The following is a 13,822-nucleotide window of genomic DNA, read 5'->3' as shown; positions in this document are numbered from 1 at the left end:
GTCGGAACACCTAGTTGGTGAAGTCGCGAGCTGCCCTGGCAAAAAAGTCGACCACACCGTTGCCGATGTGTTCGGCGGAGTTCTGGTCGAGAGAGGCGACGGTCACGACAGCGGGCGCTCGGGTTCCTCGAAGCATTGCGGAAGCTCGCCCTCCAGTTGGTAGGCCCAAACGGCTCGCAATACATTCGGCCAGGAGACTGCCGGCCTCTGATCGAGCATTTTCTGACTGGAAGAAATAGACGCAGGGCGGGTTCTGGTCAGGGCTGGCCAAACAGAGGCTTAGGTGCGCTCCTAAGCGGTTAGCTCGCCTCGCACGGATCGGAGCAGCGGGAAATACGTCCACGCTCCGTGACAGCAACGGAGAGGCCCCTAATTTCTGGAAGAACTGAGCGAGGTCCATGGCGATCCGCCATATCTCGTTGGCATCTTCTCCCTCACGGGCGGCTGGGTCCAAGTAGATCCGGGCGCCGACCAGGGTGGTCGGCAACCCGCGGAGCCACTCGCGCTCATTGACCATCTCCCGGCCCGCTTGCGTCGCGCCGCGCCTGATGGCGAGAAGCTCGCGGACCACGAGGGGACCAACCACGCCATCTTCGGCGAAGCCGCGGTTGGACTGGAAGTCGAGCAGTGCTTGATGGGTGCGAGGTCCGAAAATCCCGTCAACCTTATCTGCGTCGAAACCGAGGTCGTTGAGTCTCCGCTGTAGCTCCTCGACGTCGTCCCCACGCATCATGGGACTACGTCGATAGAGGATTCGATCCCCGAACTTGTATCCAGCCTCGTACAGACTGCGCCACGTATCGGGGCCGACGATTCCGTCGAGGTCCAAACCACGCTCTGACTGGAAATTTCTGACAGCTTGGGAGGTCCCACCGGCAAACTCGCCAGGTGGGTCGGGCGAAAAGGCGAATCCGAGCGAAAGCAGGCGGTCCTGGATGTCCCGGACGGCCTCGCCCGAATCTCCTTCTCTGTACAGGCGCACTAGGGGACCACCGACCAAGAATCGTCCCGCGTCCCGCTTGTCGGGTCGCAGGTATGGGCAGGGTTCTCTGTCACGGCATGCCGTCGTAGAGGAAACATCGCTATCTCGTCGCCAGAGAGGAAAGTGCCGACCAGAACAAGGCCGGTCCAGGCCTCGCCATTGCTCGGCAGGCTGCTAACCGATGAAGTCGGCAAGCTCGCGAATCATGTCGTCTTTACGGCGCGCCCCGACGATCCGCTTCTGCTCGATGCCGTCCTTGAAGACGATCATGGTCGGAATGCTCATGACGTCGCTCTTGGCCGTGCTTTGCGGGTTGTCGTCGATGTTCAGCTTGGCAATGGTGATTTTTCCGGCGAACTCGGTCGCAATATCAGCCAGTACCGGGGCGATGGCTTTGCAGGGTCCGCACCACTCTGCCCAGAAGTCGACAAGGACGGGTTGGCCTGAACCAATCGCACCATCGAAGGTCGCGTCGGTGAGATTCTCCATGTTTTGGCTCATTAGTGCTCCTATTGTTCAGCTAGCCAGCGCTCGGCATCGATCGCCGCCTGACATCCCGTTCCTGCCGCCGTGATGGCTTGACGATAGACGTGATCGGCAACGTCGCCGGCAGCAAACACTCCTTCGACAGACGTGGCAGTGGTCTTATCGTCGACGACCACGTAGCCGGTTTCGTCCAAAGCAAGCTGTCCGGCGAAGATTCCAGTGTTGGGCTTATGTCCGATCGCGACAAAGACTCCATCGGTTGCAAAGGTCCGGGTCTCCCCGGTTCCGGTGTCGGTCAGGGTCACACCTGTAACCGAGTCTTCACCAAGTACCTCGCTCACCGAGGTGTTCCAGAAAACCTCGACCTTGGGGTGTTCTAGAACCCGATCAGCCATGATCCGACTGGCCCGGAACTCGTCGCGGCGGTGCACCACCGTGACTTTGCTAGCGAACTTTGTAAGGAACAGGGCTTCTTCCATGGCTGTGTCGCCGCCTCCGACGACCACCAGCTCCTTGTCGCGGAAGAAGAATCCATCACAGGTGGCGCAGGCACTGACGCCGCGTCCGGTCAGGCGCTCTTCCCCCGGAATGCCCAGCCATTGAGCAGACGCACCGGTAGCGACGATGATGGCGTTCGCCCGATACTCGACAGTGCCTTCCCAGACGCCAAAAGGCCGCTGAGAGAAGTCGACCCTGGTGACGTCTGACGTCATGAGGCGGGTGCCGAACCGTTCGGTCTGTTTGCGGAAGTTTTCCATGAGGTCGGGACCCATGATTCCGTCGGGAAACCCCGGATAGTTCTCTACGTCCGTCGTGATCATGAGCTGGCCGCCTCGCTGGCTGCCTTCGAAGAGCAGAGGGTCGAGGTTGGCCCGCGAGGCATAGAGGCCTGCTGTATAGCCGGCGGGGCCGGATCCGATGATGATGAGGTTTTCAACCATTATTTGTTTCCTGTCCAGGTTTGCGTCTTGTCCACACAAACGCTCCGGCGATGATGAATAATCCTCCGAAGATGGCGTAGGCGCCTTCTGAGGTCACATACGTGGCCACAATTCTGAAGACAGCGATCGACAAGAGCGTTAACGCTACAAACCCCAGAACCGCCGCGATGATTCCAAGTGAAACAACAACGATCAGTCGATCGAGGCGGTCAACGGTCAGAGATCGGACTTTTTGAGCCTGCGTCTCGAGAAAGTCGGCGAACTTGTCAGCAAACTGGTCCATACGTTCCACAGCCTAGTCAGCCGGACAGCCCTGTTTTAGTCGGTTGGAAATACCAAGACGCAGGTCGAAGCCTCGAGGGCAATCAGTCCGGTTTCTGACCGGAACAGCTCGATCAACCGGCTGTCGATGGTGGCGATACCGAACCAGATCGGCCCGCCGTCGATCAAGCTGAGGCCCTCCTCTGCACAGGTGAGCGGTTGTTCGACCGCCTTTCGGTAGGCCTCCCGATCTGCCGGCAACGGCGCCTCGCGGGTGGATTCGTTTTGGTGGAGAGGCGTCGCGCCTGCCGGGCCGAAGTCTTCGATGGGTGTCGACAGGGCGGCGAGGTCTTCGAACGTCAATTCGCCGAGTTGAAGGACCGGCGGAGCGGCGGCCATTAAATCCAGTCCGGCGGCGTCGGCTGCCGCCTCAGCCATCATGGTGTCGTCGTTGGTGCCGAGAGTTGCCGATGGTGCAACGGTGGCGGCTGCCACCGACGTCTGGGTCGTTTCAAACGCGAGGTCGGCGGACGTGGTATCTCGTCCTCCGAACGACGGCAAGACAACTCCGAAAGCCACCACGAGCACCAATATTGCTGCGGCCGAACCCGCCAACAGCTTCAGCCACCTTCCGCCAGCGGGAGCAGGACGAGCGCGGTGGGAATCGTCCAACTGGACCTCGGCAATGGCTACGCGGACTCCACGACGAAGCCTGGCCCGCTCGATGTCCGACAAGGCGGCCGGTTCGACCAGACGCAGCGAATCGATGGCCAGCTGTTGGGACTCAAACTCGTGGGCACACTCGGCACATGTGCTGATCCACTCGCCGACGAGCGTGGCGTCGGCTGGAGAGGCGCTCCCTTCCGCATGGGCGGCTACAAGATCGAGGTCATGGTTATGCATCGTTATCACCGTTACGACGTCGCGCGTCGGGGTTTTGGTTCCGCAACGCGTCGGCAAGTTGCCGGCGAGCTCGAAACACGCGCGATTTAACCGTGCCAACCGGCACGCCCAAGATTTCTGCCACTTGCTGCAGGGGTAGTGCCTCCATATCTGCCAGGACTATGGCCTTGTGGAATTCCGGGGCGAGTGTTGCCAGGGCTCGCTGAAGGTCGGGTCGCAGTTCCACCGCGGTAAACGCCGCATCGGAATGGGGGTCAGCCGGGTCGGTGGTGTCGGGAAGAGGATCGGCGGCGCGGCGCTTGTTTTTGCGGAGTTGGTCGTAACACGTATTGGTGGCGACTCGATACAGCCAGGTCGAAAACGCAGATTCACCGGTGAATTTGCCGGCCTTTCGATACACGGTGATGAACGTTTCTTGGACGGCGTCGAGTGCCAGTTCTCGGTCCCGCATCACCCGGAGGCAGATGCCGAACACGCGATCCTCGTGGGCGGCCATCAGTTCGTTGAACGCCTGGAGGTTGCCGTCCAGGAATCGTTCTACAAGCCGGCTATCTTCGTCTGCTCGAGATGCCGTCATGATCCGAATCGTACTTCTGAGATCGCTCCCGTGTATGTTCCCTCGGTGGTGGCGGGTAGGTCGGTGTACCAAACGAGCCAGACGCCGCCATCGGTGGGAGGCACCGACACGTTGGCTCCGCTGTTGCGGATGGTGCCTTCGGCGATCCTCGTCCAATCTCCGAAAGCGGAGACCGGTCCTGGTGCCCAATAGAGTTCGAACACGGTGCCGTCTCTGGCCCCCGAGATCTCGACTGTGGTCACCGGCCCTCGTACGGATACGGATAATCCGACGCCGTCTTTGAGGCGGGGAAGAGGTGAGTTGTAGCTCTCGGTCTTCCACGAGGTCGTGAAGTCGCCGTCGATTGCTTGGCTGGCGAGTTCGTCATGCTCCCCGTCGGTTCCAAATGGGTCGTAGGCGGCCGCGCTGACGGCTTCAGCAACAAGCAGGAAAGCTTCGGGAGTGGTTGTTCCGGTTGTTCCGGTCACGGCATCAGAGGGACGGGAGGTAGCTGGCGAACTGCTATCCGGCAACCCGGAGGGGAGACCGGTGCCGCCCTGGCCGGCGAGGTTTGAACCGAGCAAAACCAACAATCCGGCGACGACGAACAGGACGCCGGCGGGCCCGACCCAACGCCAGTTCCAACCGGTCCAACGACGCCTGGGTGGTGCAAGCAGCGGAGCGGCCCGCAGGGCGCCGGCCAACTGGAGCGCGTCGACTTCCCCCGACCTTCCCTGCTCAAGGGCCCGGTCAACTTCCGGCGAGATGGCGTCGACGACCTGAGACGGCAAGGCGGCACCGATCGGGCGCCCCGTTATCGTGCTTTCGAACAAGGCCGAGAGCGATTGAACGTCCTCGGTTGCGGTCCGCCAACGGGGAGGGCGACCGAACCCGGCAATCTTGGCCGGGTGGGCGGCGGAGAACAAGATGGCTTCGGCGTCGATGGCCCCGTGAACGATCCCGGCTGCATGTATTGCAGCGAGGGCGCTCGATAGCCCGGCCGCGTTCGGGAGCAGTTCCTCGGGGGGAATCGCCTCGCGGGCCAGTGCCCGGTCGGCCAGCGATACGCCGCCGGCCCACTCGCTGATCGAGTAAGTGGTGTCGTCGATGGTGCCGGCCGCATAGATGGTGGCGACATGGGTGTGAGATACGCCGGCGGCGGCCCGTACGGTTTCGAGAAATTCGGCGGAACGATCGGGCGAAGTGCCTGACGGAAGAAACCTGAGCAGTACCGGTCTGTCGAGGGGTAGGTCTGTGGCGAGCCATTCCTCGATGTCGCCGTCAGTTCCAAGCCGAACTTCAAGCCGGTATCGGTCTGGGAGTCGAGGGGCCATCAGGACGACTCGAACTTGAGTACGTCCAACCCGTAGGAGAGGCGAACAAACCCTTCGGACATGTACAGGCGCGCCGCGGCAGTGTTCTCGGGTTGGGTGTTGAGCAGCATGGAAGATGCTCCGTGTTTTTGACCCCATCTCAGGGAGGCCCGCACCAACGATCGGCCAATTCCCTCGCCCTGGTGGTCAGGGTGAACGGCCACCCGCTGCAGGTAGGACAACGATCCGGCCACTCCGACAATGGCAAACCCGACAATGGTCGATTCCTGGCGCGAGACAAGGAACGAGCTGCGAGGAGTCGCTTCACGGGACTCTGCCAGTCCGGCCGCCCCCAACCGCCAGGTGGGTTCGAACGCCAGCCGATCGATGGCTATCGCTACTTCCCAGTCAGAGGGCTCTCCGTTGCCGACCGCGATGCCGGGTGGGTCGATGCGGCCGTGCAGATCGCGCGAAAACAGGTCGAGTCGTAGCCAGGGTTTGAAGCCGGCCTCTTTCCAGAGCTTCTGGCTCTCCCCGGGGAGCGGGGGGGATACGACTTGTCCATACCCGGCAGCCAGCTCGGTCGCGCAGTCGCCCACGAACTCTTTGCTCCCGCGGACCAGCCTTAGCTGCACGCCGGGGAAGTCGTCGTTCCAAGGCCTGGCCATAGCTTTGGCCCAACCACGACGTAGCGTCAATTGTTCCGGCCACGTGCCGCGCATGGTGATAGTCACTGGCTACCTTCTCTCCATAGGAGACACTCTATGGCCGCAAGCGGTTTTGTGGAGTCATCCGATATGCCAGAGTGGGGTCGTGCACTTGTTAATGGTCCGACACGATGCCTTCTCCATGCATGCTGCCGTCCGGCAACACCCCGAGAGGCCCGAACGCCTCCAAGCCGTGGTGGCCGGTCTAAACCGCGCCTCGGTTGATCTGAGTTCCATCGAGGCCGACCGGGTCGATCGGCAGGTCCTCCTTCGTGTCCACCCCCAGGCGTATGTTGATTCGATCGAAGCCTATTGTCGGGCGGGTGGCGGCTACCTCGACCCCGACACATACGCGGTCAAAGCGAGCTGGGATGCCGCATTACGGGCTGCGGGCGCCGGCCTTCAAGCTGTCGCCGGCCTTCGCCGGGGCGACGCAGATCTGGCCTTCCTGGCTATTCGCCCACCGGGCCACCATGCGGTGGCGAGGCAGGCGATGGGGTTTTGTCTTTTCAACAACATCGCCATTACGGCTCGACACCTCGTCGACAGTGGAGAGCGAGTGGCCATCGTTGACTTCGATGTCCATCACGGCAACGGCACCCAGGATCTCTTTGAACAGGATCCCAATGTCCTCTACGTGTCGTTGCATGAGTTTCCTTTCTATCCGGGGAGTGGGTGGGTTGATGAGGTGGGAAGCGGGTCTGGATTCGGCTTTACCGTCAACTTGCCGTTTCCTGCCGGATCTGGTGGTGACGTCTATCGCCAGGCTTTTGCCCGAATCGTCGCACCGATCGTTGAACAGTTTCGACCAGATTGGATCCTGGTTTCCGCTGGCTACGACGCCCATCGTGACGACCCCTTGGCTGATGGGATGTTGGTGGCTGAAGACTATGCCTACATGGGATCGGTCATCGGTCGATTGGCTCCGGCGGCCGGGCGGGTGATCTACTTCCTGGAGGGCGGATACAACCTGGCGGCGATAGAGGCCTCAGTGGCGGCGACGATTGATGGCACGGTCGGCGCTTCCGACGGACACGTTGAAGGCGAAGGCCATTCTCCGACGGCTGCCTGGCGGGCCGTTGATCTGGCGGCAGCCGCTCTGGCACCTTTTTGGGAGATCGGTTAAGTCGCGGGCCGCGTCGGCCGATGAACCAGTACGTAAAAAGGAGGGTGTTTGTCTGCCTCGCTCGATGAGCTGCTGAAGAAGATGATTGACGTCGGTGCGTCCGACCTTCACCTTAAGGTGGGGTCCCCTCCGGTGATGAGGATCGACGGCGAGCTACATCCAACCAGTCTGCCGATGCTCCTGCCGAACGACACCGAGGAGTACGCCCACTCGATCTTCACCCAGCGCGCTGCCTCCGAGTTTCGTGAAATCAACGAAGCAGACTTTGCATACGGCAAAGCCGAACTGGGGCGTTTCCGCGTAAATGTTTACCGGCAGAGGGGATCCGTAAGTCTCGTGTTGCGTCGGGTCCTTCCTTCGACCCAGAACTTCGAGGAGCTTGGACTTCCGACCGTACTTGAGAAGCTATCTCAGGAAAGTCGCGGGTTGCTGCTCGTAACCGGCCCAACCGGATCGGGAAAGACCACTACGCTTGCCTCGATCATCGATTACATGAACCGCACGCGTCGCGTCAACATCATCACGATCGAGGATCCAATCGAGGTCCTCCACCGCGACAAGCTGTCAATCGTCGCCCAGCGGGAAATTGGCATGGATACCAAGGACTTCACCGAAGCCCTCAGGCGGGCACTTCGCCAGGACCCCGACATCATCCTGATCGGGGAAATGCGAGACGCCGAGACGGTCAAAGCTGCCCTGCAGGCAGCCGAAACGGGCCACCTTGTGTTGTCGACGCTGCATACCGTTGACGCCACCGAGTCTGTCAGCAGAATCATTGACTTCTTCCCGCCCTATCAGCAGCAACAGGTGCGAATCATGTTGGCCGCGACTCTCAAGGGCGTGGTTAGTCAGCGACTGTTGGAGAAGGTCGATGGCGGCCGGGTTCCTGCGGTTGAGATCATGACGAATAACGGTCGGGTTTACGATCGTATCGTGGACGCTTCGCAGACCAATAGCTTGATCGAGGTCATCTCAGAATCAGAGTTCTACGGTATGCAGACCTTCGATCAGTCGATCCTCGGTCTGTTCAAAGCCGGCTTGATCTCGTTTCAGACGGCGATGAGTTCGGCTTCAAATCCGCACGACTTCCGGGTCAAGGCAGAACAACAAGGACTCATCTCGGTATAGGTTCCAACCAGGATTCCCGCACAGTTCCGCAGGCCAGGCAACGGAGGGCTACCGGAATCAACTTTGCGGGCGGAGCGAGGGACGAGGGTCGCCGCACATGCGAGCGACCCTCGTTTCGTTGGTCGTGCGAACTACCGCTCGTCGACCCGACCGGCGGGATGCCGGCGGAGAACCCTAAGGATCTATCCTCTAGCGATACATGATTCCCGAACGTCTCGCCTGGCTCGTTGCCGATGACTCCGCCTCTTCCCGCCTCGGTGCCCACTTCGCGGGTGCCGGGTTTGAACTATTCCTCGTCGGTGGCTCGTTGCGCGACGCATTGCTTGGCCGAACCTCTGACGATCTTGATTTTGCGACCAACGCCCGACCGGCTGACGTCAAGCGGATCGTCGATCCGCTCGGTTCGGTGTTCACAATGGGTGAACAGTACGGAACCATCGGGCTGCAGATCGCCGAGCAGCGTTTTGAAATCACCACGTTCCGCTCAGAGGTATATGACGATGAAAGTCGCAAGCCCAAAGTGGTCTTCGGAGACGATCTCGAAACGGACCTGTCGCGACGGGACTTCTCGATCAACGCGATGGCCCTGGATGTGGCAGGAGGCCAGATCATCGACCCGTTTGGTGGGTTGGTCGATCTGGCCAGGCAAGAGTTGCGAACGCCATTGGAACCGGAAATGGCTTTTTCCGACGATCCGCTCCGGATGTTGCGTTTGTATCGGTTCGCGGCCACCCTTGGTTTTGAATGTGATCCTGCGGCCGAACGAGCCGCCGCCGGGATGGCGGATCGACTCGCCATCGTTTCGGCTGAGCGCGTCCGCGATGAGTTCTCGAAGCTACTTGTCGGGGAGTTTCCGGCACGTGGGTTGCGGGGCCTTGTGAAGTCGGGTTTGGCGGCCGTCTTTTTGCCGGAGTTGGTGGCCCTCAGTGAACAGCACGATCCGTTTCATCGTCACAAGGACGTGTGGGAACACACGCTGGCAGTGGTCGAGAAGACCGATCCGCGCCTACGGATCCGAATGGCTGCGTTGCTACACGACATTGGCAAGCCCGACACTCGAGAGTTCGCTCAGGGGGGCGTCACGTTTCATCACCATGAAGTGGTTGGCGCTCGTATGGCCAGGCGCCGGCTTCGAGAGCTTCGGTACCCGAAATCGCTCGTGGACGAGGTCGGACAATTGGTTTTCCTTCATTTGCGTCCCCACACTTTCAAGATGGGTTGGACCGACTCGGCCGTCCGGCGCTACGCCCGCGATGCCGGGGAATTACTTGAGGACTTGAACCAACTCGTCCGTTCAGACGTCACCACCGCCAACCCCAAACGAGCCGCGCTCATCTCCCGTCGGATCGACGAGTTGGAGGAACGTATCGCGGTGCTTGCCGAGGCCGAAGAACTCGACAAGCTTCGGGCACCGATCGACGGGAACGACGTCATGAAGTATCTCGGGATCGGACCCGGCAAGGAAGTGGGGATGATCATGAAGATGCTGCTTGAATACCGGATCGATCACGGTCCCTATGACCCCGACGAAGCGTACGCCCTGGTCGACGCCTGGGTGGGGGAGCATGGTGCGAACCTCCTATAGCCTCCTGGCAGTCGCCGTCCTGGCTTCGGCGTGTTCGTTGGGCACCGGTACGCCAACCAGTACAACCGCCCCGGCCGTGGGCGCTTCGACGGGCGATCCGGACACCTCGGTGGCGGACACCGTCTCCCGACCAGGGATTCATGCTGACGGTGGGTTGGGTGATCCCCTCTATCCAGACCTGGGCAACTCCGGGTATGACGTGCAACATGCCGATGTGACCATCCGGTTCGACACGTCGTCAGGACGCCTGGAAGGCCAGACCGTAATGGAAATACTGGCCCTCGAAGACCTCGACTCATGGTCGGTGGATCTTGATGTCCTCTTCCCCTCGGAGGTGTTGGTGGATGGGGAACCGGCCGAGTGGTCACACGAGAACGGTGAACTGCGGATCGATCCGGCGACGGTTGTTGCGGCAGGACAGACCTTTGTTCTGTCAATCGCCTACGGCGGTCTCACCGAGCCCTACGACTCTCCTGCAGCGACGTTCATGATGGGAATTCAACGATCCGTAGATGGATTCTTCGCTATCAGCGAGCCAGATGGAACGTCATCATGGATGCCAGTCAACGACCATCCCAGCGACAAAGCCACATACTCTCTGGCTGTTTCGGTGCCAGGCCCACTGGTGGTCGCCGTCTCTGGCACGCTCGTCGACGTAGGCCAAGAGGACGACGGATTCATCAAATATGCGTTTGAAGTCGCCGATCCGATCGCTCCGTACCTACTGGCCTTTGGAATCGGGGACTTCAAGCTGGTTGAGCAGGAGGGGCCGGACGGAGTGGTGATTCGAAACTACTTCGACGTCGATATCCGCGATTCGACTCTGACGATCTTCGACAAGCAGGCCGAGATGATCGCGTTCCTTGCCGATCGATTCGGTCCCTATCCTTTCGACACATACGGGGCCTTGGTGCTCGACACGACCGAGGTTGGGGTGGCCCTCGAAACCCAGACCCTGTCCACGTTTGGAGCACAGGTTCTCAGCCTTGGCGAGGACGTGGTCATTCACGAATTGGCCCACCAATGGTTTGGCGATTCGGTCTCCCTCGAGCGGTGGGATGACATCTGGCTCAACGAGGGATTCGCCACATATACCCAGTGGTTGTGGGTTGAAGAAACCCAGGGGCCGGAGTTTCGCGACGTACGGATTGCCCAGGCCTACGAGCTGATGAGCGGTCGCCAATTCTTGAACGGCACCGGATCCGAGTCCGTGGCGGCTGCTCAGGCCTATCGGCAGTTCCCGCCCCCAGGCGAACCGAAAGCCGATGACATCTTCAATGCGTCGGTCTATCTGCGTGGTGGCCTGACCTTGCACGCCCTCCGACTTGAGGTCGGAGACGAAGCTTTCTTTGATATCGCCAGGACGTTTCAGAAACGGTTCGCATACGCGAACGCGACGACCGCCGACTTCATCGCGACCGCCAACGAGGTGGCCGGGCAAGATCTCACCGGATTCGTGGAGGCCTGGTTATACGACGAGGCCATGCCTCCGTTGCCGAGTCTGGGTTTGGCGCCACTGAACGGGTAGGGTTTGCGAATGTATGCGCATATTCGTATAGTTATGCGGATGGGGATTTCGTGAAGTCAGTAGCCATTCTGGGTGCCTCCGGCTACGGGGGCGGTGAACTTATCCGACTGCTCGATGATCACCGGGAGTTCGCGGTGACCTATCTTGGTGCCCATTCACAAGCGGGAAAGCGATTGGGTGATGTGCATCCCCAACTGCAAGGCGGTGATCGTCTCTTGGAGGAGAACACGGCTGATCTCGCCGGCCTCGATATCGCCTTTCTCGCCTTGCCACACGGCGCATCTGGTGAACTCGCCTCCCAACTGGCTGCCGCCGGTGTGAAAGTTGTCGACCTTGGCTCGGACTTCCGCCTCGACACCCCTGATCGCTATGAGGCCGCCTACGGCTCGCCCCACCCTCTTCCTCTGGAGTTGCCCGATTGGACCTATGGCTTGCCGGAGCTCTTCGAAGTTGCCGGCTCCGACAAGGTGGCTTCACCAGGATGCTACCCGACGGCCACACTGCTGGGCCTGGCTCCCCTTCTGGCGGCTGGCGCGGTGTCCTCAGAAGGGATCGTTGTAAATGCCGTCTCGGGTGTGTCTGGAGCAGGGCGATCACTAAAAGAGGACTTGCTGTTTGGCGCAATTGCCGATGGAGTTCGCGCCTACGGAGTCGGTACGCACCGGCATCGGCCCGAGATCGAGATGGCGTTGGAGGCCTACACCGGTCTCGGTCCGATCCACCTGACGTTCACGCCTCATCTTGTGCCTATGCAGCGCGGCATTCATGCCACGACAACGGTTGCCGTGACGGACGGCGTGACCGAGAACGACTTGCGCGGCGTACTGGCCGAGTTTGGAGACGGCAAGCCTTTCGTTCATGCCATCGATGGCCCGCCCCAGACCCGTTGGGCCGTCGGGTCGAACCGGGCGTTCGTTTCGGTATTCCTTGACGAACCAACCGGCAACGCCGTGGTTTTATCGGCGATCGACAACTTGTTGAAAGGGGCCGCCGGCCAAGCGATCCAGGCCGCCAATCTCATGTTTGGTTTCGAGGAAAGCTCCGGATTGTCGGCGTCAGGTTGGATGCCGTGATCCGTTGTGAAGGTGTAGCGGCCGGAATTAAACGGTCGGGTGCGCTCGACCTGGCGCTGATCGACCTGGGGCGGCCGGTTGCCTGCGCCGCGGTGTTTACCGGATCGCAGGCGGCGGCGGCGCCGGTACTCGTCAGTCGAGCGGCGATCGCCGATGGACAGGCGAGGGCGGTTGTCATCAATTCTGGATGTGCCAATGCCGGGACAGGAGCGATTGGTTTGGCGAATGCCGAACGAATGCAACGGGCGGCAGCCACCCGGCTCGGCTGTCGAGTTGAGAACGTTCTGGTTTGCTCGACGGGACCGATCGGTCCACAGCTCCCGATAGAGGTAATCGAAACGGCTATCGGTGAGATGGGCCTCTCCGGTGACGCCTGGGAGCAGGCCGCCGAGGCCATTCGTACCACCGATACGTTCACGAAGGTGGCCACTGCGACGTTTGGAGAATTGACGGTGCGCGGGATGGCCAAAGGCGCTGCGATGATTCGGCCGGATATGGCAACCATGTTGGCCGTGCTGACGACCAACGCCGACGTCGAATTCGCAGTGCTCGACCGGAACTTGCGGGACGCTGTCACTCCATCGTTCAACTCGCTCAACATCGACGGATGCCAGTCGACCAACGATACGGTGATCGCCTTCGCCACAGCCGAAATCGCCGGAGACGTCGCGACCGTTCGGCGTTTGATGGCGGAGGTATGTATGGAGCTGGCTCTGATGATCGCCAGGGACGGGGAGGAGACCAACCGGGTGATTCGTCTCAAAGTGATTGGGGCTGCTTCGGACGAATCGGCCCGCCACGTCGGTAAGGCGATTACCGATTCGGACCTTGTTCGATCGTCGTTCTACGGCGGTGACCCCAACTGGGGCCGAATACTCCAAGCCGCCGCGGTGTCGAATATCACTATTGACACAGGCGCTTTTGCGGTCGCATACGAAGGGATGGTGGTAGCCGAAGGTGGCTGCCAGTTGCCCTATGACCCAGAGGTGATTCGGCGCCGTCTTCGGGGAGATTTCGACGTGGAGGTACGGGTAGGGTGGGGACCCGGAACCGCCACAGTCATTACAACGGACCTTACTCCCGGCTATGTCGAATTCAATGGAGCCCCCTCGTGACAACCGGACACACCTCGCCCAGTGCTCGAAAGAGCCGGATCGCTTCGACGATGGGCAAAGCCAAGATCCTCATGGAAGCGGCTCCGTATATCAGGGCGTTCAAAGGGAAGGTCGTCGT

Annotated in this window: 14 protein-coding genes; 6 read left to right on the top strand and 8 right to left on the bottom strand. The window is 60.7% G+C overall.

The features are described 5' to 3' along the window. Positions 1-10 precede the first annotated feature (10 nt). The 8 genes from JJE47_11690 to JJE47_11655 form a co-directional block, all read right to left on the bottom strand. On the bottom strand, positions 11-982 hold the full coding sequence (locus JJE47_11690; GenBank protein ID MBK5268084.1) for a peptidoglycan-binding protein: 972 nt from the start codon (positions 980-982) through the stop codon (positions 11-13). 174 nt (positions 983-1,156) lie between these two features. Then, on the bottom strand, positions 1,157-1,483 hold the full coding sequence (trxA, locus tag JJE47_11685; protein MBK5268083.1) for a thioredoxin: 327 nt from the start codon (positions 1,481-1,483) through the stop codon (positions 1,157-1,159). 8 nt (positions 1,484-1,491) lie between these two features. Continuing rightward, positions 1,492-2,409, bottom strand: coding sequence for a thioredoxin-disulfide reductase (gene trxB / locus JJE47_11680; protein MBK5268082.1), 918 nt, complete (start codon positions 2,407-2,409; stop codon positions 1,492-1,494). Next, positions 2,402-2,692, bottom strand: coding sequence for a hypothetical protein (locus tag JJE47_11675; protein ID MBK5268081.1), 291 nt, complete (start codon positions 2,690-2,692; stop codon positions 2,402-2,404). The genes trxB and JJE47_11675 overlap by 8 nt, the downstream gene beginning before the upstream one ends. A 35-nt stretch (positions 2,693-2,727) precedes the next feature. Beyond that, complete coding sequence (locus JJE47_11670) at positions 2,728-3,573, bottom strand: hypothetical protein (protein ID MBK5268080.1); 846 nt, start codon at positions 3,571-3,573, stop codon at positions 2,728-2,730. After that, positions 3,566-4,150 carry a sigma-70 family RNA polymerase sigma factor gene (locus tag JJE47_11665; GenBank protein ID MBK5268079.1) on the bottom strand — a complete coding sequence of 195 codons (585 nt, stop codon included), beginning with the start codon at positions 4,148-4,150 and terminating at the stop codon, positions 3,566-3,568. The genes JJE47_11670 and JJE47_11665 overlap by 8 nt, the downstream gene beginning before the upstream one ends. Beyond that, the gene (locus JJE47_11660; protein MBK5268078.1) at positions 4,147-5,463 is read right to left on the bottom strand and encodes a protein kinase; all 1,317 of its coding nucleotides are present in this window, start codon (positions 5,461-5,463) and stop codon (positions 4,147-4,149) included. Before JJE47_11660 ends, JJE47_11665 begins: the two co-directional genes overlap by 4 nt. Next, a complete protein-coding gene (locus tag JJE47_11655; protein MBK5268077.1) occupies positions 5,463-6,110 on the bottom strand; it encodes a GNAT family N-acetyltransferase in 648 nt (215 codons plus the stop codon). The genes JJE47_11660 and JJE47_11655 overlap by 1 nt, the downstream gene beginning before the upstream one ends. A 145-nt stretch (positions 6,111-6,255) precedes the next feature. On the opposite strand from JJE47_11655, the gene JJE47_11650 reads away from it, so the two are divergent. The 6 genes from JJE47_11650 to argJ all read left to right on the top strand — a co-directional run bounded on the left by JJE47_11650 (position 6,256) and on the right by argJ (position 13,704). Continuing rightward, positions 6,256-7,275: a histone deacetylase gene (locus JJE47_11650; protein ID MBK5268076.1), complete on the top strand. Its 1,020-nt coding sequence runs from the start codon at positions 6,256-6,258 to the stop codon at positions 7,273-7,275. An 81-nt stretch (positions 7,276-7,356) separates the two neighbouring features. Next, complete coding sequence (locus tag JJE47_11645; protein MBK5268075.1) at positions 7,357-8,403, top strand: PilT/PilU family type 4a pilus ATPase; 1,047 nt, start codon at positions 7,357-7,359, stop codon at positions 8,401-8,403. Positions 8,404-8,602: 199 nt separating this feature from the next. Beyond that, the gene (locus tag JJE47_11640) at positions 8,603-9,988 is read left to right on the top strand and encodes a CCA tRNA nucleotidyltransferase (protein MBK5268074.1); all 1,386 of its coding nucleotides are present in this window, start codon (positions 8,603-8,605) and stop codon (positions 9,986-9,988) included. Further along, a complete protein-coding gene (locus JJE47_11635; protein MBK5268073.1) occupies positions 9,969-11,516 on the top strand; it encodes a M1 family metallopeptidase in 1,548 nt (515 codons plus the stop codon). Before JJE47_11640 ends, JJE47_11635 begins: the two co-directional genes overlap by 20 nt. A gap of 50 nt (positions 11,517-11,566) precedes the next feature. Beyond that, positions 11,567-12,589 (top strand): N-acetyl-gamma-glutamyl-phosphate reductase, encoded by a 1,023-nt coding sequence (argC, locus tag JJE47_11630; GenBank protein ID MBK5268072.1) that lies wholly within the window; start codon positions 11,567-11,569, stop codon positions 12,587-12,589. Then, the gene (argJ, locus tag JJE47_11625) at positions 12,586-13,704 is read left to right on the top strand and encodes a bifunctional glutamate N-acetyltransferase/amino-acid acetyltransferase ArgJ (protein MBK5268071.1); all 1,119 of its coding nucleotides are present in this window, start codon (positions 12,586-12,588) and stop codon (positions 13,702-13,704) included. Before argC ends, argJ begins: the two co-directional genes overlap by 4 nt. The last annotated feature ends 118 nt before the right edge of the window (positions 13,705-13,822 follow it).

The organism is Acidimicrobiia bacterium (genome assembly GCA_016650365.1).
GTDB lineage: Bacteria > Actinomycetota > Acidimicrobiia > Spongiisociales > JAENVV01 > JAENVV01.
Note: the sequence above shows the minus strand (reverse complement) of the source record. Positions and strands in the feature narration are given on the sequence as shown.

What these genes read in the sequence shown, in the direction of transcription:
- JJE47_11670 (MBK5268080.1), bottom strand. Translation starts at nt 3,573, where the DNA reads ATGCATAACCATGACCTCGATCTTGTAGCCGCCCATGCGGAAGGGAGC.
- JJE47_11655 (MBK5268077.1), bottom strand. Translation starts at nt 6,110, where the DNA reads ATGGCCAGGCCTTGGAACGACGACTTCCCCGGCGTGCAGCTAAGGCTG.
- JJE47_11635 (MBK5268073.1), top strand. Translation starts at nt 9,969, where the DNA reads ATGGTGCGAACCTCCTATAGCCTCCTGGCAGTCGCCGTCCTGGCTTCG.
- trxB (MBK5268082.1), bottom strand. Translation starts at nt 2,409, where the DNA reads ATGGTTGAAAACCTCATCATCATCGGATCCGGCCCCGCCGGCTATACA.
- JJE47_11640 (MBK5268074.1), top strand. Translation starts at nt 8,603, where the DNA reads ATGATTCCCGAACGTCTCGCCTGGCTCGTTGCCGATGACTCCGCCTCT.
- JJE47_11645 (MBK5268075.1), top strand. Translation starts at nt 7,357, where the DNA reads ATGATTGACGTCGGTGCGTCCGACCTTCACCTTAAGGTGGGGTCCCCT.
- trxA (MBK5268083.1), bottom strand. Translation starts at nt 1,483, where the DNA reads ATGAGCCAAAACATGGAGAATCTCACCGACGCGACCTTCGATGGTGCG.
- JJE47_11665 (MBK5268079.1), bottom strand. Translation starts at nt 4,150, where the DNA reads ATGACGGCATCTCGAGCAGACGAAGATAGCCGGCTTGTAGAACGATTC.
- JJE47_11660 (MBK5268078.1), bottom strand. Translation starts at nt 5,463, where the DNA reads ATGGCCCCTCGACTCCCAGACCGATACCGGCTTGAAGTTCGGCTTGGA.
- JJE47_11675 (MBK5268081.1), bottom strand. Translation starts at nt 2,692, where the DNA reads ATGGACCAGTTTGCTGACAAGTTCGCCGACTTTCTCGAGACGCAGGCT.